Genomic DNA, 23,911 nt, shown 5'->3' with positions numbered 1-23,911 from the left:
CATGGCGAATATTAATATTGAGAAAACATCCCGGGGCATAAACAAGACGATTATCTACATCGTCTGCATAGGCCTGTCGCTGCTTAGTATCCTTCCGTTCTGGATTATGTTCGTCAATGCCACACGTTCTACGGCGGAAATTCAAAGTGGTCTATCCTTGCTGCCATCTACACACTTCATGACCAACTGGGACGTACTAGTCAGCAAGAGTTTCGATCCCTTAAAAGGGTTCCTGAACTCGATGACCATCTCCGGTGCTTCGACCATCTGCGCGGTCTATTTCTCATCTTTAACAGCGTACGGGCTTGTTGTGTACAACTGGAAATGGCGTCAGCCATTCTTCACTTTCATTATGTGCGTGATGCTAATTCCGGCACAGGCGAGTGCGATTGGCTTCTATCAGTTCATGTATCAAATGCACTGGACGAACAGCTTCCTGCCGCTGATTCTGCCTTCGATTGCAGCGCCGGCCATTGTATTCTTCATGCGCCAATACCTGCTTGCGACACTTTCGCTTGAGATCGTAGAGGCAGCTCGTGTAGACGGCTCCGGTGAGTTCGCTACCTTCAACAAGATCATCATGCCAATCATGATGCCGGCTGTGGCCACGCAAGCTATCTTTGCTTTTGTTGGCAGCTGGAACAACCTGTTCATGCCGCTGATATTGCTGACGGATAAATCTAAATATACGCTGCCGGTTATGGTAAGTTTGCTTCGTGGTGATATTTACAAGACGGAGTTCGGCTCGATCTATATGGGGCTGGCCCTGACGGCATTACCGCTGTTTGTGATTTACTTCCTGTTGTCCCGTTATATTATCGCGGGTGTAGCGCTTGGAGGCGTAAAGGAATAGTACTTTCGAAGAGAAGAAGGGGCAGCCCTCATAAGTCATTCAAGATGACTTATGAGGGCTGCCCCTGTTTTATTCTAGGCTGCAGCTGCTGCAGCTGCTGGTGGTCTACGTTGGATTTTCTCCAGTATGATCTGGCACTAAGTGACGAGGCAGCAGCTATATTGGATTTCTTCCATTACATTTCTCGAAATTAGGCTGTATAGCTCAACTGAACTGATTATACTGTATCAATCCAACGTAGCTTGAGCTAAGGGGTGCTTGAACAGAATTATGCTGTATATAATCCAGTGTAGCCTCAAAGTTAAAGGATGGCATTACATTGGATTCGCTGCCTCACCTTGTTTATATTCATTTGGTGTCATACCAACCTCTTGCTTGAAAATTTTTGCGAAGTAGGAATAGTTAGCGTAACCAACCTTCTTCGCCACGGCGAACACCGACAGCTGCGTCGATCGGAGAAGCTGCTTAGCAGCCTCGATTCGCGCTCCAATCACATAGTTGCCAAGCGATACCCCTGTTTCTTTCTTGAACAACCGGGCCAGATAGTCGGGATGGAGATAGACAACTTCAGCCAGATTGAGGCGGGTGAGGTCTTCTCCGTAATGCGCATGGATATATTGCTTAATTTCCTCCGCCACAGATTTGGGCTGCTCGGCGAAATCACGATACGACATGGCCGTATGTACCAGGTATCGCAGGTATGCTTCCATATCCTCAATCGAGTGCAAGGAATGGGCGAGCAGTCGTTCATTGGACTTTCCTTTGTACAGCTGATGAGCCTGAATGCCTTTCGACTTAAGGAAGGAGTAGACAAGCTGCATAAGGTCGAGACGGAATAGACCAAGCACAGAGGTGGAGCAATGGTTCTGCTGTGCAGAATCATTCAAATACGCTGTCGTTTCACGTAAGAACTCTTCCGGCAGGTTCCGCTCCAGAAGTTCCTCCAGCCTGGCTAGATCTGGTGGTCTATAGGAATCATCAGCGGCCTTAAGACCATGCTCTGCGAAGAAAATTTGATTGCGTCGCTTGGTGATGTCCTGATTCAGCTGCAGCAATTGCCGAATAATGGGGCTGATGCCCTCAAGCTTGCCTGACATAGCCACGATACAGCACGCATCGCTTTTCAGTGAGCGATTCGCCTGTTGGATGAAGGCGGCACATAACTCATCAAGCGTCTGAGAGTCAGGCGCTTCTTTCCATTTTAAGACGGCGATCCAGTTATGGACACTGTATTCAAGCACAGTCTCCACCGTAAACTGAGGATGCTGAAACAGCTCATACAGGACATTGAGCAGCGCGAAGTCGAACAGATTTTTTTCTTCGATGCCCATGCTGCCGTCGTGAGGGAACAGATTAAGCAGTACGGGCTGAATAAGATCAGTCATGCCGTACGATAGATGCTGTTCCTCGACAGCACGCGAGATGTCTGTAGGCTTAAGAGGGAAGGAGACGCTGCTGCTGATCAGCTTGCGCCAGAAATGCTCAAGAATTTTCGCTTGATTGCGCTGCCAGTAATAGCCCTCCTGAATTGCTTTCTCTTGCTGCTGCTGTTCTTTCGCACGCTCAACGGCCTTCCGGATAATAAGCATCAGCTTATCGAACTGAATGGGTTTTAGGAAATATTCAAAGCTGCGCAGCTCAATTGCCTTCTGTGCATAGTTGAAATCTGCGTAGTTGGTTAAGAAGATCGCCTGCACGTTGTAATTCTCCTCACGAATCCACGCTAGCAACTCCAAACCACTGCCTTGCGGCATTTCGATATCGGATATAAGAATTTGGACCTTGTGGTTTATCAGAATTTCGCGCGCTTGGGCGACATTATGTGCGGTATAGACTGACTCAATGCCAAGCGATATCCAGTCGATCTTCTTCTCCAGCGCGGTCACGACAAAGTAGTCGTCATCTACGAGCAATACATTCATCGTCTCTGCACTCCATTCTCGATTGGACTTACCGGAAGCTCCGGCAGATATAAGGTGACGCATGCGCCACCGCTTTCTCGATTAGAGAAGCGGATCACTGCTCGTTCACCGTACAAATATTCAAGCCGCGAAGCGGTATTCATAATCCCAATTTGCGTGCCATACGTCTGGTCGAGCGGTTGTCCTCGCTGCAGCTTCTCCAGGACATCAGGCGGGAAGCCAGGGCCAGTATCCGCAATCTGAATAACAGTCATTTTCTCTTCCTCGATAAGCTGCTCTTCGACAGTCAGTTCGATCAGCACTTGATTGTCTCGTGATACCGCGTACTTAATTGCGTTCTCGATAAAGGTTTGGAGCACAAGCGGCGGAATTGGAGTGTCCCTCGTTAGTTCGGTTTGCTCAATTCGATAGAGGAAAGATCCCTGATAACGATTCCTCTGAATCTCGAGATAAACACGGACATGCTCGATTTCGTCCTCCATGCGTACGAAGTCTTGACCATTTTGGAAAATATACCGGAAGTAGACGGATGTTGATAAAGCCATTTGCTGGATTTCCTCGGTCATATCCATCTGTGCCATGCTGTGAATGGTCGTCAGGCAGTTCAGGAAGAAATGCGGCTTGATCTGCAGCTTCATATAATCCAGCTGAATTTGCTGTTTTTCGAGCTCACGCTCGTAAATATCGATCTTATAGGTTTTGATTTGCGTTACCAGCTGTGCAAACTGTTTATTGGCCTTCTCAAGCTCCACAATCTTGCTGCTCGTACTATCAATGGGTTCGCCGTCCTCCGTCCAGAAGGCGAGGTTATAGGAGAAGCTCTTGATTGGCTGCAGCACTTTGTTCTTGAAATAAAGCATAATGAAGCTCAGGCTGCCGGCGACGATGACGGCTAGCAGCATAATTAGCAGCTGGACGATCATGATTTTCTCGAAGGCGCCGAATTGAATGACGAGCTTGACGAAGAACGAAGCATTGTCGAACTCTCCGTTGACCGTTGTTTTCGTCTGGAGCGCGTTCAAGAGAGAGGATTTGTTCTGTTCCCGCTCAATATTAAGCAGCTTCCCTTTATTCGAGATCGGACTTGTTACAAGACTACCGTCCTCGGCACGCAAGGAGGCATAGCCGTTCTCACCGAGATTAATTTGACGAAGCGGGCGGATGAGATCATCTGCCGAGATCAGGCAAATCATGTAGCTGTCGTGGTAAGGAACAATATTAACGATATAAAATTTTCCGGCCAGCTGGATGGTAGACCACCGGGAATAGAACTGCTCATAAATGACTTTATCTTCAATATAGACATTAATCTGCTTCTGAAGCTCCTGGTATGCCTTGTACGTGACCCCCATAGGTGCAATGTTAAGCATCAGTTTCTTCTTATTAAAGAAGAGGAAGAAATTATAGCTGGGATTGTAGCTTTTCTGAAGCTCGACGAACCGCCGGTATAAGGTATCGTTCGCTTTCATAAATTCGGTCTCGTTCGTGTCATGCATATCCATGATCTTTACATTCTCGTCGTTCGCCAGCGTCCAGCCCATGAAATGATTGATATAGGAGAAGTCACTGTTAATCCGATTAATGTACAAATAAGCGGTGTCACGCAAATCCCTTGCAGACTGCTGCTTGACGATTGTGATGGACGCGAAGCTGATGATAAAATCCAGAATGAGCGCGGAAAAGGAAATGACGAGAATGATTTTGACGTAATGTTGAATCGGATAGAGCTTGTTTTCCGCTTGTTTGGCCATATGCCCCCGTAACTCCTCGCTATCAGCCTCTAGTATTCGAAATCTATGTCTGATAATTATAATGCCGCTATATGAAAATGCAACCGTTTGCATGCCTCTAATAAACCGAATGTCTGGAATGTGACAGCAGAAAGTCTGGATTGTATGTCTTTCAGTTTGGATCAGGAGAGAATCCCGACATTCGTAATCGAAAAGTCCGGAATGTGTGATTCAGGATGTCCAAATCGCACCGCTTGCTGCAAGTATACTGAAGTCGTTAGAAGAGAAAGCAAGGAACTGTAAGATTAACTATACAGCTAAGCTAATGCTTACGAAGCAAGAATTGCTTCACAATTCTTTTAGGGAGGTTCAAATTCTTGATAAACAGTTCATCTAGCAGCAACTTGCAGCGTCAAATGCATCGAATCAGCAGAAACTGGGGCTTGTACCTGCTCCTCTTGCCGGCTGTCGTCCTGCTGCTTTGTTTTACTTATAAGCCGATGTACGGGGTTATTATCGCGTTTAAAGATTTCAAGCCGGCGCTTGGCATTATGGATAGTCCATGGGTAGGCTTCAAATACTTCGAGAAGTTTTTTCACTCCTACCAATTCTCGGTCACCATTAAGAACACGATATTTATCAGCTTGTACAGCTTCGTAACGTTTCCGCTTCCGATTATATTCGCGATTCTTGTGAATCAGCTGCGGGCGAACCGATTCAAACGGGTGTTCCAGACGGTCACCTATATGCCGCATTTCATTTCTACCATCGTTATCGTTGGTCTTATGATGATTCTGCTGTCGCCTGGGAACGGGTTGATCGGCAGCATCTACCGCTTATTTGGCGCCGAAGCACCAAACCTGATGGGATCGGCCAGCATGTTCAGCAGTTTGTATGTATGGTCTGATGTTTGGCAGCATACCGGATGGGACAGCATTATTTACCTCGCGGCTCTTGCTTCGGTAAGTCCAAGCTTGTATGAAGCAGCAACAGTCGATGGGGCAAGCCGGTGGCAGAAAATCCGATACATCGATATTCCGATGCTTATACCGACAGCTGTAACGCTATTGATCCTGCGAATCGGCGGATTGCTTGGCGTAGGCTTCGAGAAGGCATACCTGCTGCAAAACAACTTGAATATATCCGGCAGCGAGGTTATCTCGACTTATGTGTACAAGATCGGATTGCTCAGCTCCCAATACAGCTTCTCAGCCGCAATTAATCTATTTAATACCGTTATTAATTTCACACTGCTAATTCTGGTTAACTATATATCGAAAAAGTATTCCGAGAACAGTCTCTGGTAAGCAAATGCTTACGAAGGTTGAATTGCTTCGCAATTCATTTTAAAAGGGAGGTCAATCAGCTATGGAGGCTGCAACGAAATTAATTCTGCAACCGAAGAAATTAGGCAACAGCGATAAGATCATGGAGACGCTGCTCTACATTTGGGCTATTCTTGTACTTATTATTGTGTTATATCCGCTTTACTTTATTATTATCGCATCCTTCAGTGATCCTTCGGCTGTCGGAAGCGGGCAGGTATGGGTCATTCCGAAAGGGTTTACACTCGATGGTTATAAGGAATTACTGAATCATTCGAATATTTGGGTCGGCTACCGAAACACGATCATCTATACGGTTGTTGGCACCTTGATCGGGCTTGTCGTCAACATTTCTGCCGGTTATGCCTTATCGAGGAAAGATCTTGTCGGACGTAAGTTTTTATCGCTATTCTTCATCTTCACAATGTTCTTCAATGGGGGGCTTGTACCAACATTCCTGACCATTCGTGATTTCCATATGTATGATACATTTTGGGTTATGGTACTGCCATTCTCCGTTGCCGTGTTTGATATTATCGTGGCGCGTACGTTCTTCCGGACGGGAATTCCGACGGAATTATGGGAAGCGGCGCAAATTGATGGCTGCGGTAATCTTCGCTTTTATGCTCAAATGGTACTGCCGCTCTCGAAGCCTATTATTGCCGTGCTGGCATTATGGTTTGCAGTTGGCCAATGGAATTCTTACTTCAATGCGCTTATCTATTTGCAGAACGAGAATCTGTATCCACTGCAATTGATCCTAAGGGATATACTGGTGACAAATCAAATGCAGACCGCGCTTGGGACGGGGGAAGCTGCTCAAATCGCATTGCGGCTTGCCAACTTGCTTCGCTATTCCGTCATTATCGTCGCTACAGTCCCGATCATGTGCATCTACCCGTTTGTGCAAAAGCACTTTAATAAGGGGGTGATGATCGGCGCCGTGAAGGAATAGCTGTTGCTGTGGGATCTTCAAGTTAATGCACTTATCATGTTATAAGGGGAGTTAGACATGACAATGAATATGAACTCGAAAAGCTATACAAGAAAAATGCTGTCCAGCCTGGCCTTGGTTTCGATATTGGGCACAGCTGTGCTTGCAGGCTGCAGCAGTGATAAGGATAACACTAATGCACCTTCTAATAGCACGGGGAATGCCGCATCAGACAGCAACTTCCATCAGGAAGGTATGCCGATCGTCGACAAGCCGGTGACGCTGGACGTCTTAACGATTCGTTGGGGCAACATGGGTGACACCTTTACGAAGAACACTTGGCTGCAGGAGCTGGAGAAAAACTCGAACGTGAAGATCAATTGGCAGGTCATCTCCTCCAGTGATTGGGATGCTCAGAAATCGGTTATGCTGGCAAGCGGCAAGCTGCCGGATATGATTATTGGTGACATTGCATTTGGGGATTCTGATATCGTGAACAACCTTAGTATTTTCCGTCCGCTGGACGATTACATCGACAAATATATGCCGAATCTGAAGGCGGCTATGGCTGAGACGCCGGAGCTTAAGAAGCTGAGCACGTTCCCGGACGGCAAGATCTATTCGCTGCCTGCAAGACTGCCATCACGTCCTTACTCCTCTGTGCAGCCGGTCATTAACAAACAGTGGCTGGACAAATTGGGACTGAAGGCGCCGGAAACACTGGATGAGCTGTACAACGTTCTGAAAGCATTCAAGGAAAAAGATCCAAACGGCAACGGCAAGGCCGATGAAATTCCGTATGCAGATTCGAAGGATATCGATATGAATCTGCTTGCCCCATTCGGCATTACGGATATCCGCGGCAACCATATGGTGCTGAAGGACGGTAAGCCGGAGTACTTCCCAACATCGGAAGAATATAAAGCGGGGATCGCATGGACGAATAAATTGTATTCGGAAGGCTTGATCGATAAAGAAACGTTCACACAGGATGATACGATGCTGACTGCGAAACGGCAAAATCCAGATGCGGCTCTGATTGGGTTCTCGTATCAATGGACACCGGATGCTGTGTTTGGTCAATGGAGCAAGCAGTATGAGACAATCGCACCGATTACCGGACCGGATGGGAAGAAATATCAAATTGGCGATCCGAATGGCATGAGCTTCCGGCGTAATGAAGTGCTGATTACGACCTCTAACGAGCATCCTGAGGTAGCTGCACGCTGGGCAGATGAGTTCTACACCGGCGAAGCGAGTATCCAGAACTTCTGGGGAGCAATTGGTACTACGATTGAGAAAAACGCCGACGGCACCTATACCCTTATGGATCCGCCGGACGGCACAAGCGCAGACGCATGGTACTGGGACGGCTCTCTGCGGGATTTTGGACCAAAATACGCAAGTCCTGAATTCGAGAAGAGTATCAAGCTGGATCCTGCAAGCGGCGACGGTCTGAAGCTGCAGCTCGACAGCCTAGGCAAGGAATATGTCACAACGCCATTCCCGGATGTGATGTATACGGTTGAAGAGTATGCCGAGCTACCGACACTCCTTACAGATATCGAAAGCTACATTAAGAGCACACGCGCCAAATGGGTGACCAAGGGCGGCATCGACCAAGAGTGGGATGCTTATGTGAAGAAGCTGAACGATATGGGCCTTGCGAAGCTGATCAAAATCTACGATGACGCGTACAACCGCTATATGAACGTTCAATAACAGCATGGGATTCTAGGAGGAACCAAATATGAATAACCATTTACGAGTAACGGTATGGAATGAGAACCGCCATGAGCAGACGAATCCGAAGGCAAAGGAGATTTATCCGGATGGAATTCATCAAGCCATTGCCCGCTTCTTAACGGAAGCGGGAATGGATGCAGGAACGGCGACATTGGATGAACCGGAGCATGGTCTTACTGATGAGAAGCTGGCAAGTACGGATGTGCTCATCTGGTGGGGGCATCTCGCTCACGACGAAGTGCAGGATGAGATCGTCAGTAAAGTTCAGCAGCGCGTGCTGGACGGCATGGGGCTGATTGTCCTTCATTCCGGTCATTATTCAAAAATATTCAAAGCTCTGATGGGAACGAGCTGCAGCTTGAAATGGCGTGAAGCCGATGAGAAGGAGCGCCTCTGGGTTGTTGCGCCAGGTCATCCGATTGCTGAAGGAATCGGCGAGTATATTGAACTGCCTGAAGAGGAAATGTACGGCGAGCATTTTGATATTCCTGCGCCGGATGAGCTGATCTTCACAAGCTGGTTCGAGGGTGGCGAGATCTTCCGCAGCGGCTGTGCGTATACACGTGGCAGCGGCAAGGTGTTCTATTTCAGACCAGGCCATGAAACGTATCCAACCTATCATAACCCGGCAATTCAGCGCGTCATCGTAAACGCAGCGAAGTGGGCGCAGCCTGTGAAGCGGGAGCTTCCTGTTCGCGGTAATGTGCAGCCGCTTGAGCAGATGGGTGCTGCTATAAGATAAGGGACAGGCAGCGAGCTTAGTAGAGTCATAGGGAGAGTTGGGGATATATGAAAAAGTTTCGAATCGGATTGATTGGTCTTGGTGGTATGTCGCATTCACATATCCGGTGGATGGCGGAAGAAGGCCGTTATGAGATTGTTGCGGTAAGCGATGTGAATGAGGCGGCATTAACGGAAAGAGGCGAGCAGCTCGGTATTCCGGCTGGCAAAAGATACGGTGATTTCGTCCAGCTGATCGGTGATCCAGACGTAGACGCAGTCGTATCGGTGACGCCAAATAACGTCCACGCGGATATCGTTCGCGCCTGCCTGCATGCAGGCAAGCCATTTCTAGCGGAAAAACCGTTTACACGTGTCTTCGAGGAGGCAGCCGAGCTGCTGGGGCTGTATGAACAGCAACCTGTAACCGGCATGGTCGGATTCAGCTACCGCTACACTCCGGCTTTCCGCTATGCTCGGGAGCTTGTACGGGAAGGGAAGCTTGGCATGGTGCGAAGCTTCTCGATCCAATACTTGCAAGGCTGGGGAGCTGTATCGAACCATACGCCTTATATTTGGCGGTTTAATAAAGACATTACCGGTACAGGTACGCTTGGTGATCTGGGCTCGCATATGATCGATTTGGCGAGGTTCCTTTTCGGAGAGTTTAAGGAGCTGTCGGCACAAATGCGCACGCTCGTTCCTGAGCGTCCGGATCCGGCGACTGGCCAAATGGTGAAGATCGAGGTTGACGATTTCGTTAGCTTCCAAGCAAGAATGTCTGGCGATGAGGTTGGTATCTTCCAATCATCCCGTAATGCAATCGGCTCAGGCAATCAGCATGAAGTATCGATCTACGGCGATGCCGGTACGCTGCACGCGTCAACGCTGAATCCGGATCAGATTATTTGGATCCGTGAGGAAGCGCCGGGCCAGTTGGCGAAAGCAGTCATCGACGTCCCGGAGCGGTGCAAAGTGTCCCAGTACGGCGACTTCTTGTCGATGCTTGATGGCACAGCTGCGGAGAGCCGTCCGGGCTTCATGGACGGCTACCGCAATCAAGAGGTGCTTGATGCGGTCATTCGCTCAAGTGAGGAGAAGCGTACGATTGAGTTGTAAGAGTTAAGATGTGAAAGCCCCTGCGAATGGTCTCATTTGCAGGGGCTTTTACTCCTTACTAAACAAGTGCGGTTTAGTCGCAGCCGGTAGGGTGAAAATCATGGTAAAACAAATCTATAACCATTACCTAGCAACAGATGATAAAATGGTTTAGTTCTATGGTGCAAGTATTAACAATGGAAAGAGAAAGGTGGTTCTAAGCGATGACGCATGAACCGCAATTGAGTACAGACAGTCGTGTGAGTCCATACACTGCTTCTCCCGATATGCAGCAAAAGCTGTATAAGAGGTCGCTTCTTATCGTCGTCCTGTCGCAAATCTTTGGTGGTGCAGGACTTGCCGCAGGCGTAACCGTCGGAGCTCTTCTGGCGCAGGATATGCTGGGGTCAGAGAGTCTCGCTGGTCTTCCTTCCGCGTTGTTCACTCTTGGTTCAGCAGCAGCTGCCATGCTGGTAGGGCGTCTTTCACAGCAATACGGGCGCAGGCTTGGATTGTCAGCTGGATTTTTTACAGGAGGAATAGGGGCGCTTGGCGTTATACTGGCTGCAGTTAATAACAATGTGTGGCTCTTATTTATTTCCTTTGTTATTTATGGAGCGGGAACGGCAACTAACCTGCAGGCTCGTTATGCGGGAACCGATTTGGCGAGGCCGGATCAGCGGGCGAAATCGATTAGTACGGCTATGGTCTCTACTACTTTAGGAGCCGTTGCTGGTCCTAATCTGGTTGATGTAACGGGTAATTTTGCAACTTCCGTTGGCGTTCCGGCACTTGCGGGTCCATTTATGCTGGGGGCAGCGGCTTTTATTCTTGCAGGGCTGGTCTTCTTTATTTTCCTCCGTCCGGATCCGTTTATAGTGGCCAAAGCCATACACAATGCCCAATTCGTAGCACAGGGTCAGGCTATTGATGAGGCTAATAAGATTCGTAAAGGCAGCAATAAAGGCTTGATCGTTGGTGCGGCCGTTATGATTCTGACTCAAATTGTAATGGTTGCTATTATGACGATGACACCAATTCATATGAAGCATCATGGACATAGCTTGGGCGATGTAGGATTAGTCATTGGCGTTCATATCGGATTCATGTATTTTCCTTCTCTTATTACAGGCGTTCTTGCGGATAAAATCGGTCGTACAGCGATGTCCATCGCTTCGGGTGTAGTTCTGCTCTCAGCTGGCCTTGTTGCCGCGGCGGCTCCTCCAGATTCGATGGTTGTACTAATTATTGCCTTAGCTTTGCTTGGGCTTGGCTGGAACTTTGGCCTAATCAGCGGAACGGCGATCATCGTCGATTCAGCAGATCCAGTCACTCGTGCCAAGACACAGGGGACAATCGATGTACTTGTTGCTTTGTCCGGCGCTTCAGGCGGAGTATTATCCGGCCTTGTGGTCTCGTCTTCCAGTTACGCAACACTGTCGCTTGGCGGCGGAGCACTTGCGTTATTGCTCATACCCGTCATCATTTGGTCAAGACGAAAGTCCTGACGAAAACGAAGGGGCTATCTCATTCAAGTCAATAAAATGACGATGAGCTAGCCCCTTTTTTCATTTGGTAAGTGGTGTAGTGACGATAAGACCCTCACAGGGTCTTATCGTCACTAATTTCGCTGAACAACCACTGCATAAAGCCCTCGCAGGGTCTTATTGCACCTCCGAACGCTCAAGAGAGCTTGTTTTTCTACCAATATTAAAGAAATAAGACCCTCGCAGGGTCTTATGAATACAAAATTCACTGGGTTACCCCTGTATAAAGCCCTCGTAGGGTCTTATAGGATATAGCTAATCTTACCAGGATAGTCCATGTAGGGAGGAACTGACTTGAGCTTCCCTACATGGGGAAGCCCCTTATACTTTTGTGATCTAAGCAGCAGTAGTAATCATCCACATAATGCCGAATTTATCTTCGATTTGTCCGAAGAGGGCTCCCCAGAACGCTGGCTCTAACGGACATTTTACAACGCCACCTTCGGCCAGCTTATTGAAAGCATCACGGGCTACGGCTTCCGTCTCAAATTCTAGACTCAAATTAATGGCATTCCCCCGGATAACCGGCTCGAATACAGCATCGGACATCAGGAAGGTAACTCCTCCGGCGATCATACTTAGGTTTACAACTTTGTCCTTCAGTTGCTCGTTCGCTCCGGGAAGCTGTCCATGCGTCATAATTGATAAAATCTCCCCGCCGAGCGCCTCTGTGTAGAACTCCGCTTGAGCTCTTGCATCCTCTGAAATCAAATAAGTAGTGTGTTTAGCCATCTTCCTAACATCCTCTCATCACTTGAATTGGACTGTTAACTCAGTCTCTATAAGGACAACGAACGGGAATTAACGAAATCGACAGGTTCCGAAAAAAAATTTTAGTTTTTAGATTTGACGGAAAAAATAGATTCTGTTATGCTTCTTAAACGTAATAATTACGATTAAGGAAAGCGAGGGAATAAGATGAGTATGACTAAAATTCCGGTAACGGTATTGAGCGGTTATTTGGGGGCAGGTAAAACAACGGTGCTGAACCATGTGTTAAATAATCGGCAGGGCTTGAAGGTTGCTGTGATCGTTAATGACTTGAGCGAGGTTAATATCGATGCGGCGCTTATTAAGGATGGAGGAGGACTCTCACGGACAGATGAGAAGCTAGTGGAGATGTCTAATGGCTGTATCTGCTGTACATTGCGGGAGGATCTGCTTCGTGAGGTCGAGAGGCTGGCTGAAGATGGCCGGTTTGATTATATTCTGATCGAGTCCACAGGTGTAGGCGAACCGGTTCCTGTTGCACAAACCTTTACATACATCGACGAAGAGCAGGGCATCGACTTATCGAGGATGTGCAGGCTTGACTGTATGGTAACGGTTGTTGACGCTTATCGGTTCTGGCATGACTTCTCTTCGGGGGATTCTCTGCTGGCAAGAAGCCAGGCAGTTGGCGTAGACGATACACGGGAAGTTGCCGATCTGCTCATCGATCAGATTGAATTCTGTGATGTGCTGCTGCTTAATAAATGCGACATGATCGCCCCAGATGAGCTTGGGCAGTTGGAGGCAGTCATTAGGAAGCTGCAGCCTCGCGCGAAGCTGATTAAGACGGTGAAGGGTCAGGTTGATCCTGTAGAAATCTTGAATACCGGATTGTTCAACTTTGACGAAGCAAGTCAATCTGCGGGATGGCTGAAGGAATTAGACAAGCCGGTACATACGCCGGAGACGGAAGAGTACGGGATTACTTCATTCGTCTACGAAAAAAGCAGACCGTTCCATCCGAGTAGGTTGATGAAGTGGTTTAAGGATTGGCCCATTGAAGTGGTTCGTGCAAAAGGAATTATGTGGATCGCTACGCGTAACGATATCGGTCATAGTATCAGTCAAGCAGGTCCGTCTATCCAGTTTGGACCTTCAGGTTACTGGATTGCCGCTCTGCCGCCGGATGAACAGAAGCTGTACCTTCAAGAGGAGCCTGAATTATTAGCGGGCTGGTCGCCGGAATTCGGAGACCGGATTAACAAAGTGGTGTTCATCGGTATTCAGATGGATCAGGAGAGGATGACAGCCTCTCTTGATGATTGTTTGCTGACCGACGCTGAGATGAAGCGGGATTGGAATTCATTCCGTGATCCATTGCCTAAGCCTGTAGAGATGTGCGAATTAACGACCCATTAGAGCAATAATGAGGGACAGTCCTCGGACTGCCCCTCATTGATACTAGCTAACTTAGGATGGTTGCCTCCATTCCCAAGCCATACTTCAGCGGCGGATGAGATTTGCGTTTAAGACAACGTAAAGCTTAATAATGAACCGTTTGCTGCTGGAAGCCGGTTAGCCGTTGAATCATTTGTAATAAAGCCAAGCCGGATCGTGCTTCCGGAGCTTAGTCCAAGAGAAGAGAGCGGGATGGCCAGCTCAATAACCGTATCATTGCGGACGAACTGGGCCGTGGTAATTGTTGAAGCGAGACTCCAAGTCCAGCCGTTGTTTGTTCCGCTGTAGGCGTATAAGTTTTGATTTTCAAGCATGGTATCGACGCCGCTGGCTGTCCAGCTTACCGGATTATAGCCAGTTGCTGTGTTGTTGTCTGTGTTCAAATAAAATTGGCTTTTGGTGTTCAAACCGCTGCCTTGAATGAGCAGGTACAGATTAGTACCGTCATTCTTCGCTTTCATAGCAGTGATCGTTCCGCCTGCACTACTGTTCAACGCCGATACTGCTCCCCAATCGCTTGCGCTGCCATCAATGGTAATCGTGGTAGAGGCTTGTGGGGTGGCGCTGACGGCAGTTGTTTTAGCAGATTCATTGCTGCTTGTATCAACGGCACTAACCTGGAACGAATAAGAGGTGCCATTAGTCAATCCTGCTGCTGTGTAGGTAGTTCCTGTGATAGGCGTCGAATTTAGCTTCGTTGTACCTCGGTAAAGGTTATAGCCCTGCAGGTCTGAATCGGTATTAGCCGACCAGGAAAGGGTGACCTGACTGTTCCCTGCGGATGCAGTTAGTCCCGTTGGTACAGCTGGTGGCGTCGTATCCGGTGTTGTTCCGCCTCCACCTGTTCCGCTGCTGCCTAGTGTATAGCTTGGCAATATGCCTCCGCTACCAGGCAATCTATTAACTGTCGAGTCGTTGCTGATATAGCCTGCACGAATCGTGCTGCCATTCGTGAGATTCAGCGTGGAAAGAGGGATAGACAGCTCGACGACATTGTTGTTCCGCTGGAATTCAGGTGTGCTGAGCGTACGGACGTTGGTCCACGACCAGCCTGCCCCCGTATTGTGGTACACAATATTGTTCTCGATCATGTATTCGGCGCCGCTTTCAGCACCGGAAGCAGTCCAGCCTGCGGCGTTGTAACCGGTCAATCTATTGTTATCCGTGTCGAGGAACAGCTGTCCCTTGACGTTCAAGTTATTGCCTTGGACAAGCAGATACAACTGGCTTGTTGTATTGGCTGCTTTCAAAGCCTGAACATCGGAAGTACTGGTAGCAAGAGCGGTGACGCCGTTCCAATCAGAAGCTGAACCATCGATCGTTATGACAGTTGTGGACGTACCTGTTGGGGTGACCGACACTGAAGAGCTTAGTGAAGATTCCAAACCGGCACTGTTCACAGCGGATACCTGGAAGCTGTAAGCTGTACCGTTCGTTAATCCGGTATTGGTGTAGGAGGTTCCGGTAATTAAAGCACCATTAACCTTCACACCATTCCGGTACACGTTATACCCTGAAATATTGGCGCCTGTACTAGTTGTCCAGTTCAGTGCTGCTTGGCCGCTTCCAGCAGTGGCCGTAAGTCCAGTTGGCGCTGTTGGCGCAACAGGTGCAGCAGGGGTCACAGATACAGCTGTGCTTAGTGACGACTGCACGCCGCTCGTATTGACGGCAGCAACCTGGAAGCTGTAGCTGGTGCCATTCGTCAGTCCTGTTGCCGTGTAAGAAGGGCTTGTGACGAGTGAGCTGTTGATCTTCGTTCCACCCCGGTAAACGTTATAGCCTGCGAGATTAGTCTCTGAATTTGGGCTCCAGCTTAAAAGGGCCTGCCCATTGCCCGGTGATGCAGTTAGACCGCTTGGCGTACTTGGGACGGCAGGTGCGCCAGGAACGGTGAACTTAACGGACTGTCCGCCAAAGTTGGCTGTCCGGAGCCACATCCATATTTCTTGCCCGGCTAGCGCGCCTCCGAAAATATAATCCGCGTCGAACATCAGCTCTACCGAGTTACCGGACTGCTTCGCGATGACCGGCCAGCCGTTGTTGCCAACTGTTGTAGTTGGGAACTTGAACACATCGCCCTGCCCGCTTACATGCGGGGCAAGATACACCTTGTTCATATTTTCAAAGTAGATGCGGGAGTCGGGGGTAATTGGCCAGGATACGCCTTGCCAGCCGGTAGTTCCTTTTTTGTCATAATCGAAATAGAGCATTTCGCCCTGCATATTTAATGCGGATAACGAATCGATCTTCATCAAGAATTTGTCACCGGCAAACTTGGTATATACCTTCGTAATCCCTTTGGCGTTACTTCCGGCCGGATCGCTATAGATTGGTGTTTCACTTGCCCATTCGTTGAACTGGCCGTCAATGTTGAAGCCGCCGTACAAATCGGTTGGGTGCATACCGGTGAGGGAGGAGGAAGGCTGGCCGCTGGCATCTAACCAATTTTTAGCGTCGTGGTACATAGTGGAGAAAGCGGTAGCGCCGCTGACATCATAGCCCATGTAGTGGCTGTTGCTTACGATTTCGTTCATCCATTTGTTCGTGCTCGTTGAGGGGATGGTAAAGTCGCAAATGATGATGTTGAAGCCGTCCGCCTGATTCGCCTGAGCGTTCATGTAGTCCTTCCAGAAGCCTCCGAAGTTGTCGCGGCTGCGGTAAGTAGGGGAAGCGGAATTGGTATTCCAGTTGTCTGCGAAGGCCGGGTTCTCATCATAGAATTTGGAGCCTGAAGTAATGTAGGGGTTAAAATACCAGGATTCAGTCAGAAAAATGTTGATCGCATGCCGGTAGCGTTCGGCGAATTGAGAGGTTCCTTCATCCGGGTTGAAATACCAATAGCCGCGGTTCGCTGCCACGATTTTGGTCGGGTCAACGGCTTTTACCGCTTCAACCAGCTCGACCATCCCTTTGGCCGTAAAACCAAAGTTGCCGCGTGGCCCCCAGGAGGTTGTTGGACCGGCGCCGCCAATGGGATCAGGTGTATCAACGGTGTCGAGGAATACGCCGTCATATCCGGCGTCATGCTCCAGCTTATCGGTCATAAAAGTAATGAGCTTTTTCCACGTTGGGTCTCCACCGTTAATATAGCCGCCTCCGTAGGTTTTGTTCTTGTCGGGGACACCATCTCCGTTCTTCCAATATCCGCCGTACATATAACGGGTATCGTTAATCCACGTCCCTTGCTGATCCAGATACCAGGGCATAAGACCGTTATTACTCCAACTGAGCAGATTGCCTGTGGAGGAATAATCGTTTGCAATAGATATACCGGTATAACTGTTGTATCCGGAATTAGCAGTCCCATCCGGTGTTGCTCCGCCCTCGACGTTAATATAGCTGCCGGAGCTGTTGTAGTTCCATGGATTAGGGCCATGCAAAGGTCCACTTGGTCCGCTGTAATTCGCTGGCAGCAAGCCAACATCCTTGCCGTTCTGGATCGTCATGTCACCGGTAAAACCAGTGAATACGCTGGAGGTGGCGAGTTCCCCGACTGACATATAAGCGAGCACGATCACGTCATCAGTGGTACCTAAGATGCCATCTACACCTCGTTTTACTTCGTTCACTTGATTGGGAGTAAACGTCTCGAAGTAGAACTGATTATTCGCGACGTTAATAATGCGGATTGTCGGCTCAAGGATAACAAGATCATAGGTCTTCAAGGAATCCAGCTGTGTTTGGGTGGCGGTGTTGGTGCCGTACCAGATCATAACCCGGCTGTATTCGCTTAGTCCAGGTACCTTTCCGTACAGCGGATCTTTTCCTATTGCCGCATGAGCGGTTGGTGTAAGACCTGGGACTTTGAAGGCGGGAAATAGAAGCAGAAGTACGAGTGAAACAGCGAGCATTCGTCTAGCCAAACGATGAAAGGCTGTAGGCAAAATAGTCACTCCCTTTTCTCATTAAATGCTTAATCAGATCAGAAAATTCCGAATATTCACCACCTTAAGGTCTAATATATTTGGCGCAAATTTTATGTATATATAATCAAATAGTAAGCAAACGCAATACGCCAACGACGCCATTATAATCCAGCGTAATAGCGAATACAACAAGAAGTTTTCGACTTTTACTAGAAGCTAAATGATTTAAGAAAAGGATTAAGGAGGCTAATTATTTTAGAGATAAGAGAAATCAAATGATTTAATTTGCCGCAAATATATTTAAATATTTTCCTAAATTATATTGAATTTTGCGTAAATATTAACTAGAATGGGTGACAAAGAGCGCCTCGCGCTTAATCAGAAGAAGGAGGCAGTGTCAGCAAAGGGTTCATGTTCAAGGGAGTTCATTCCAGGTATCACTTCAAAGGCAAGCGGTATAAGAAGGGATGGGGAAACGATGGGCAATGGTTGGACTGTGGGGAGAAAGGCGGCCTTGGCTGCGATGGCGCTGATGATTGGGGTGCTGCCAAAAGCAGGAGTGCCGACTGTGACAGCAGCGGCATCTGATGCAAGCTTGTACGGTAATTTCGAGGATTGGGATGGCGGAGTTACGAATCAGGCAGAGGCATCGAATCGAATGGAACGGATTAAGGCGGTTAATCGGGATGGCAAGCTCTATGTCATGGCTAGCGGGCAAGAAATGGATCGCTCCAAGACGCTGTATTTGAATGCCGATAATGATACGTCGACAGGAGCAAATATCGCGGGATGGAAGGATTCAGCAGGAATTGACTACAAGATTGAAGAGCGCGATGTGTATGCTTTCGAGAATGGGGATTGGGTACAGAAGGGTCAGGTGTCGTTGCAGGACAGTGATACAGTTGCGGAATACGAGATTGATCTAGCAGCACTCGCTGCGGCTGATTCTGCTGGCAAGATCAAGGTTGGATTGTTGTCAGATGGTGCGATGCTGCCGGAGCTTGGTGAACTTATGGTTGCTGTGCAGCCATCCTCATCTGGCGGAGCAGCACAGGAAGCGCCACCTGCGCCGGCTGATCTGACAATTGATGGTAACGGTGCCGAATGGGTGGATGTGCCCGAGCTGCTGCGCAGCGCGGATGGGAAAACAACTGTGAAATACGCGGTGTCAGCGGATGCTTTACATATGCTGATTGAGGGACGTATCGATAATGGCGAGTTTCCTGATTTGTGGGAGCATCTGCTAATTGACGTCGACCGCAAACCGACAACTGGAACGGCCATGTGGGCTTGGGCAAGCACGCTTGGCTCGGAATACCTCGTGCAGTCCGGCTTACTCTATCAGGCGAATGGCAGCGGCGGCTGGCAGGAGGCGGCAACCGATTTAAGCTATGCTCGTTCCGGAACAGGAGATGCCAAGACGATTGAATGGAGTCTGCCTCTTGCGGATTTAGGTGCAGAGGATACGAAAGGCGTTCACATTGCTTTCCTGAGCAATAATTACGCCATGCCTGATCCAGCAGGTGATCCCGCAGAGATCAGTCTTGTTGCGAAGCCGCAATTATCCGTTGATGGCGACACATCGGATTGGGCTGGGATTCAGCCGCTTACGGTAACAGCTGATGGACTGACTACGGTGAAGACTTATGTGGCGGATGGGCAGCTATATGCACTTATTGATGGCCGAATTGATAATGCGGAGTTCCCGAATTTGTGGGAGCATCTATTCCTCGATACAGACAAGAATCCTTCTACCGGAACCTCCAGCTGGGCTTGGGCAGGTAAGCTCGGCGCTGAATATCTGGTGCAGACCGCTATCCTATATGCTTCGAATGGGAGCGGCGGCTGGGATCAGACCGATACTGTATTTCCTTATATCAGCACCGGAACGGGCGATCATAAAGTGATCGAATGGTCGGTGCCGCTGAGTAGGCTTGGCATTGATGATGAACAGTCCATTCATGCCGGATTCCTGAGTAACAGCTATGTCTCCCCTGAAGCGAATGGTGATCCTGCTGTTATCCCTTTGCGCAGCAGTGATTCTATTATTACCGTTGACGGTGATGATAGTGATTGGAGTGAGGTGGAGATTGGCGCTTCTGCAAGTGGTGCGCCGTACCTGCTGGATGCTGTTCAGGATGAACAGAAACTGTATGTCCGTGTGAAGGGGCAGAACCTGGATCTGCGCAGTGTTTATTATTTGAATACGGATGGGGATTCAACTACTGGTGCGTCAGTTGGTCGATGGACGGAAGATGGCTTTGATTACAAAATCGACCGTGGCAACTTGTATAAATACCAGCAGCAGGATGGAGATTGGGAAGAGAAGGGACCGGTCTATTTGGCCGCATCGGACGACTCTCTCGAAATTAATGTTTATCTGGATGAGCTTGGTCTTGATGCGCCAGCCCCAATTAAGCTGGGCTTCGTGAACCGTGAGATGCTCCAGCTCCCGTTGGGCGGTACTTCACCGCTGACCGTAGATAAGACGGTTCAGACGCATGCGGCATCCGGAGTATTTTATCCGCGTCAAAGCTTCGAGCTGTTGAACAACCCTTATATGGGTTGGGTAGCTTGGGCGAAGGATTCATCGAAGCCGGAAGGAACGCCATACCCTCAGCAGCACAGTCTGGTCTACGCGGGTATTACGTGGCGCGAGCTGGAGCCGGTGAAAGGTCAGTTTGACTGGGAAGCCATTGAGCAGAAGTATCAATTCAACTATTGGGCTTCGCAGGGCAAACGGATCAATCTGCGGATTGTGCTGGATACACCAACCTCGGACCCAGCACACAAGGATATTCCAGATTGGTTGTATGACGAGTTGGCTGCAGAAGGGGATGCTGGGACCTGGTACGATACGCAAGAAGTAGGCTCAGGCTTTAGTCCGAACTACAATAGTTCGACGCTTCTTGCTGAACATGAGCGGATGATCGCTAAGGTTGCGCAGCGCTACGACACAGACGAGCGGATTGCTTACGTTCAGCTCGGAAGCCTTGGTCACTGGGGAGAGTGGCATACCTGGCCAAGCGGCTCGGGTGTATTCCCTAAGCTGAGTATATCGGATCAATATGTTCAGCATTATTTGAATGCTTTCACCCACAAGCAGATTGGTATGAGGAAGCCGTTCCCGATCGCAAGCGAGGAGCAAACGGGATTATTTAACGATGTATTTGGCATCAAATCCAGCACGGATGAGTGGGTTGGCTGGACGCAAAATGGCTGGGCGGGTATTGGCGAGTCCTTGGATAATCCGGCGGATGCTGCAGCCCAGCAGGCTGCGTCTGCTATGCCGGACTTCTGGAAGTATGCCTATTCGGGCGGCGAATTTGCCAACGGCAATCCGGAGAGTTGGCTGACGGATGATGCGATTATGGAGTCGCTGCGACAGTTGAGGGTCAGCCATACGTCATGGCTTGGGCCGTCTTCACCTGCGCGTACCGCGTATGGCACAGAGATTCAATCCAATATCGAGACGATGCACAAAATGATGGGCTACCGCTATGTTGTAGAAGCGATTAAGCATGTGGGATCGGTTCCGCGTGGTGCATCAGCCGATGTGGAAACCGTTATAATTAATAAAGGCGTTGCACCGTTCTATCAAGATTGGAAGCTGGAATACAGCCTTGCTGCGACGGATGGAACCGTTGTGTACAGACAGCAGCAGGATACGGATTTACGCACGCTGCTGCCGGGCAGGTTTGTTCTTAGCAACAAAATTAATGTGCCTAATTCACTTGCTGCAGGCAGTTATAAACTCCTGATTGCCGTAATTGATCCAGCAACGAATGCACCTGGAATGAAGCTGGCGATTGATGGGGAGCGGTCTGATGGCCGGTATGAAGTAGGCAGTTTGAACGTAACAGGTTCTACCTCTAACGGTGGAAACGGCAGTACGCCTTCAACGCCAACGCCGGTTCCAGAGGATAACGGTGTGCCAAACCACATGACATATACGGATGTGCCAGGCAGCCATTGGGCAGCCGAGGCAATTCAGGAGCTGGCTGCGAAGAAAATTATGAATGGCGTTGCTGAGGGCCGATTTGCGCCGAATCGCTCCGTCACGCGTGCTGAATTCGCCGCTATTATGGCCAGAATACCGGGAATTGGGGTAAGTGAAGGAAGTGATGTAGTTATTCCGTTTAAGGATGTTCCGGCTAATGCTTGGTATACGCAGGAGTTGGCTGATGTATTAGCTGCTGGTTTGATTAATGGTTATGGTGATACCTTCAAGCCGGAAGCTGGGATTACACGCGAGGAGCTTGCTGTCTTGGCAGTTCGAGCGGTTGAGAAGGCGGCGGCAGAAGCAGGCGTTGTTTTGGAGCTGACAGGTGAGGGTAACGCAGAACCATATACAGATAACGACAGCATTAGTGGATGGGCAGAGGATGGTGTACGTCAGGCCCATCAGCTTGGTTTGTTGCTTGGTGACACCAAAGGCAGTTTCCGTCCGCAGGACAGTGTATCACGTGCGGAAGCCGCGGTTATGGTGGTTCGGTTATTGGGATTACTGCCGAAATAAAGGTTGGCGGGAGACTGTCTGGGATGCCAGGCAGTCTCTTTTTTTGCCTTGAAGTTTAATGTCAGGAAAATCCAGTGATAAATTTGATTTATTTGATTTATATTTGGCGCAAATATTTTATTAAAAACTTTAAACAAATATGCCTAATTCCCAATACTTATTAGCTAAAACCCGGTTGAAAAACACTATTAACCCGCGTTATAACTGAAGAAATTCACATCTAAATATTTGGCGCAAAATAATAAAATATTATACCCAAAAATTATTGACTTGTTGTGAAGGCTGCGTTATTATCAGAACATGTAAAACGATTGCTCCCCATACCGGTAATGAATTGGAGCATATTTGGCGCAAAATTATTGATGGAGAGTGTAGACATGGAGAAACTGAGAATGGCATTTATCGGCGTTGGAGATATGGGCTCGCATCATTGTATCGGCTTTGATCTGCTGCCGGATTGCAAAGTGAACTATATCTGCGATATGAACCAGGCGAACGTTGATCGTACGCTGGCGGAACTGAAGAACAGCAGTCCGGTTATCCTGACTGACTATAAGGAGCTTTTACATAAAGAAGATATTGATGCGGTTGTGATCAGCGTACCGAATTACATGCACCGGGAGGTGGCAGTTGCTTTCCTCGAAGCCGGCAAGCATGTGTTCCTGGAGAAGCCGGTTGCACACACTTTGGAAGATTGTAATGCCATTATTGAAGCAGCCGAAGCGAATAACCGGATCCTGCAGATCGGTCTCGTCTATCGCTACTCCAATGTTTATCGCAGAATGGCTGAGGAGCTGGAACGGGGGCGTCTTGGCGATGTGAAGCTGATGTGGTGCAAAGAATTCCGCGATCCGTTCCCGCCAACAGAATGGTTCTATGACAAGAACAAGTCGGGCGGTGCGCTGGTTGAGAAGGACTGCCATCACTTTGATATTTTCAACTGGATGATTGGTTCGAAGCCGCTTCGGGTGTTCGCAACTGGCGGACAGCATGTGATGAAGCAGGGGCAGCCAAATATGATTACAAATTCGTACAGCCATTACCCGCCTAAGCCAATTGAGGATGTCTCGATCGTGGATCATGCCTGGGTAACCATTGAATACGAGAATGGAAGCAAAGCGAATCTGGGATTGTGCATGTATCTGAAGCCCCGCAATTTGATGGGAGACGGCCTTGAGATTGGACTAATCGGGGACAATGGCGGCCAGATGGTTGCGAAGAACGACAAAACGATCGATATTGTGGGCGGGCAGAACTTCACTCGCGATCATCTCGATATTGACGTAACCTCCGATTCGATTATGGGAGGACATACCGGCGGTCAGACGCAGCGGATTGAGTTTGTTAAGAGTGTTAAAGAAGGCACGCAGCCGTTTGCTTCCGCTTATATAGGCCGAGATGCACTGCTGATTGCTTTGGCGGCAGAGAAATCGATTGTTGAAGAACGCTATGTATACGTGAATGAACTAATGAAGTAAG

The 23,911-nt window shown here is 48.8% G+C and carries 14 protein-coding genes; 10 read left to right on the top strand and 4 right to left on the bottom strand.

Annotation, left to right across the window (positions count from 1 at the left end; genetic code table 11):
• The first annotated feature begins 1 nt into the window (after position 1).
• Positions 2-853: a carbohydrate ABC transporter permease gene (locus tag AC0YNT_RS20900; RefSeq protein ID WP_167278967.1), complete on the top strand. Its 852-nt coding sequence runs from the start codon at positions 2-4 to the stop codon at positions 851-853.
• A 314-nt stretch (positions 854-1,167) separates the two neighbouring features.
• On the opposite strand, the gene AC0YNT_RS20895 is transcribed toward AC0YNT_RS20900, so the two are convergent.
• Both AC0YNT_RS20895 and AC0YNT_RS20890 read right to left on the bottom strand, forming a co-directional pair.
• Entirely contained in the window at positions 1,168-2,775 is a 1,608-nt protein-coding gene (locus AC0YNT_RS20895; protein WP_475806368.1) for a response regulator transcription factor, read from the bottom strand.
• Positions 2,772-4,526, bottom strand: a complete 1,755-nt coding sequence (locus AC0YNT_RS20890) for a sensor histidine kinase (protein ID WP_475806367.1) — start codon at positions 4,524-4,526, stop codon at positions 2,772-2,774. The genes AC0YNT_RS20895 and AC0YNT_RS20890 overlap by 4 nt, the downstream gene beginning before the upstream one ends.
• Before the next feature lie 395 nt (positions 4,527-4,921).
• Between AC0YNT_RS20890 and AC0YNT_RS20885 the strand changes: the two genes are divergently transcribed.
• The 6 genes from AC0YNT_RS20885 to AC0YNT_RS20860 all read left to right on the top strand — a co-directional run bounded on the left by AC0YNT_RS20885 (position 4,922) and on the right by AC0YNT_RS20860 (position 11,836).
• The gene (locus tag AC0YNT_RS20885; RefSeq protein ID WP_167279486.1) at positions 4,922-5,812 is read left to right on the top strand and encodes an ABC transporter permease; all 891 of its coding nucleotides are present in this window, start codon (positions 4,922-4,924) and stop codon (positions 5,810-5,812) included.
• A 61-nt stretch (positions 5,813-5,873) separates the two neighbouring features.
• Entirely contained in the window at positions 5,874-6,785 is a 912-nt protein-coding gene (locus AC0YNT_RS20880) for a carbohydrate ABC transporter permease (RefSeq protein ID WP_475806366.1), read from the top strand.
• Positions 6,786-6,881: 96 nt separating this feature from the next.
• Entirely contained in the window at positions 6,882-8,486 is a 1,605-nt protein-coding gene (locus AC0YNT_RS20875; protein WP_475806401.1) for an extracellular solute-binding protein, read from the top strand.
• A 28-nt stretch (positions 8,487-8,514) separates the two neighbouring features.
• Positions 8,515-9,252, top strand: coding sequence for a ThuA domain-containing protein (locus AC0YNT_RS20870; protein ID WP_475806365.1), 738 nt, complete (start codon positions 8,515-8,517; stop codon positions 9,250-9,252).
• Positions 9,253-9,299: 47 nt separating this feature from the next.
• Positions 9,300-10,349, top strand: coding sequence for a Gfo/Idh/MocA family protein (locus AC0YNT_RS20865; protein WP_475806364.1), 1,050 nt, complete (start codon positions 9,300-9,302; stop codon positions 10,347-10,349).
• 203 nt (positions 10,350-10,552) lie between these two features.
• Positions 10,553-11,836 (top strand): MFS transporter, encoded by a 1,284-nt coding sequence (locus AC0YNT_RS20860; protein ID WP_475806363.1) that lies wholly within the window; start codon positions 10,553-10,555, stop codon positions 11,834-11,836.
• A 375-nt stretch (positions 11,837-12,211) separates the two neighbouring features.
• Here AC0YNT_RS20860 and AC0YNT_RS20855 read toward each other — a convergent pair whose 3' ends face one another.
• On the bottom strand, positions 12,212-12,607 hold the full coding sequence (locus AC0YNT_RS20855; protein WP_475806362.1) for a VOC family protein: 396 nt from the start codon (positions 12,605-12,607) through the stop codon (positions 12,212-12,214).
• Positions 12,608-12,793: 186 nt separating this feature from the next.
• Here AC0YNT_RS20855 and AC0YNT_RS20850 point away from each other — a divergent pair, with 186 nt between their 5' ends.
• Positions 12,794-14,005, top strand: a complete 1,212-nt coding sequence (locus AC0YNT_RS20850) for a GTP-binding protein (RefSeq protein ID WP_475806361.1) — start codon at positions 12,794-12,796, stop codon at positions 14,003-14,005.
• Positions 14,006-14,112: 107 nt separating this feature from the next.
• Here the strand turns inward: AC0YNT_RS20850 and AC0YNT_RS20845 are convergent, their stop codons facing one another.
• Entirely contained in the window at positions 14,113-17,931 is a 3,819-nt protein-coding gene (locus AC0YNT_RS20845; protein ID WP_475806360.1) for a fibronectin type III domain-containing protein, read from the bottom strand.
• 460 nt (positions 17,932-18,391) lie between these two features.
• On the opposite strand from AC0YNT_RS20845, the gene AC0YNT_RS20840 reads away from it, so the two are divergent.
• Positions 18,392-22,432 carry an S-layer homology domain-containing protein gene (locus tag AC0YNT_RS20840; protein WP_475806359.1) on the top strand — a complete coding sequence of 1,347 codons (4,041 nt, stop codon included), beginning with the start codon at positions 18,392-18,394 and terminating at the stop codon, positions 22,430-22,432.
• 377 nt (positions 22,433-22,809) lie between these two features.
• Positions 22,810-23,910: a Gfo/Idh/MocA family protein gene (locus AC0YNT_RS20835; protein WP_475806358.1), complete on the top strand. Its 1,101-nt coding sequence runs from the start codon at positions 22,810-22,812 to the stop codon at positions 23,908-23,910.
• Position 23,911: the final 1 nt, after the last annotated feature.

This window comes from Paenibacillus sp. J22R56 (assembly GCF_056269375.1).
Note: the sequence above shows the minus strand (reverse complement) of the source record. Positions and strands in the feature narration are given on the sequence as shown.

What these genes read in the sequence shown, in the direction of transcription:
- AC0YNT_RS20900 (WP_167278967.1), top strand. Translation starts at nt 2, where the DNA reads ATGGCGAATATTAATATTGAGAAAACATCCCGGGGCATAAACAAGACG.
- AC0YNT_RS20835 (WP_475806358.1), top strand. Translation starts at nt 22,810, where the DNA reads ATGGAGAAACTGAGAATGGCATTTATCGGCGTTGGAGATATGGGCTCG.
- AC0YNT_RS20860 (WP_475806363.1), top strand. Translation starts at nt 10,553, where the DNA reads ATGACGCATGAACCGCAATTGAGTACAGACAGTCGTGTGAGTCCATAC.
- AC0YNT_RS20850 (WP_475806361.1), top strand. Translation starts at nt 12,794, where the DNA reads ATGAGTATGACTAAAATTCCGGTAACGGTATTGAGCGGTTATTTGGGG.
- AC0YNT_RS20840 (WP_475806359.1), top strand. Translation starts at nt 18,392, where the DNA reads ATGGGCAATGGTTGGACTGTGGGGAGAAAGGCGGCCTTGGCTGCGATG.
- AC0YNT_RS20865 (WP_475806364.1), top strand. Translation starts at nt 9,300, where the DNA reads ATGAAAAAGTTTCGAATCGGATTGATTGGTCTTGGTGGTATGTCGCAT.
- AC0YNT_RS20875 (WP_475806401.1), top strand. Translation starts at nt 6,882, where the DNA reads ATGCTGTCCAGCCTGGCCTTGGTTTCGATATTGGGCACAGCTGTGCTT.
- AC0YNT_RS20895 (WP_475806368.1), bottom strand. Translation starts at nt 2,775, where the DNA reads ATGAATGTATTGCTCGTAGATGACGACTACTTTGTCGTGACCGCGCTG.
- AC0YNT_RS20885 (WP_167279486.1), top strand. Translation starts at nt 4,922, where the DNA reads ATGCATCGAATCAGCAGAAACTGGGGCTTGTACCTGCTCCTCTTGCCG.
- AC0YNT_RS20890 (WP_475806367.1), bottom strand. Translation starts at nt 4,526, where the DNA reads ATGGCCAAACAAGCGGAAAACAAGCTCTATCCGATTCAACATTACGTC.
- AC0YNT_RS20880 (WP_475806366.1), top strand. Translation starts at nt 5,874, where the DNA reads ATGGAGGCTGCAACGAAATTAATTCTGCAACCGAAGAAATTAGGCAAC.
- AC0YNT_RS20855 (WP_475806362.1), bottom strand. Translation starts at nt 12,607, where the DNA reads ATGGCTAAACACACTACTTATTTGATTTCAGAGGATGCAAGAGCTCAA.
- AC0YNT_RS20870 (WP_475806365.1), top strand. Translation starts at nt 8,515, where the DNA reads ATGAATAACCATTTACGAGTAACGGTATGGAATGAGAACCGCCATGAG.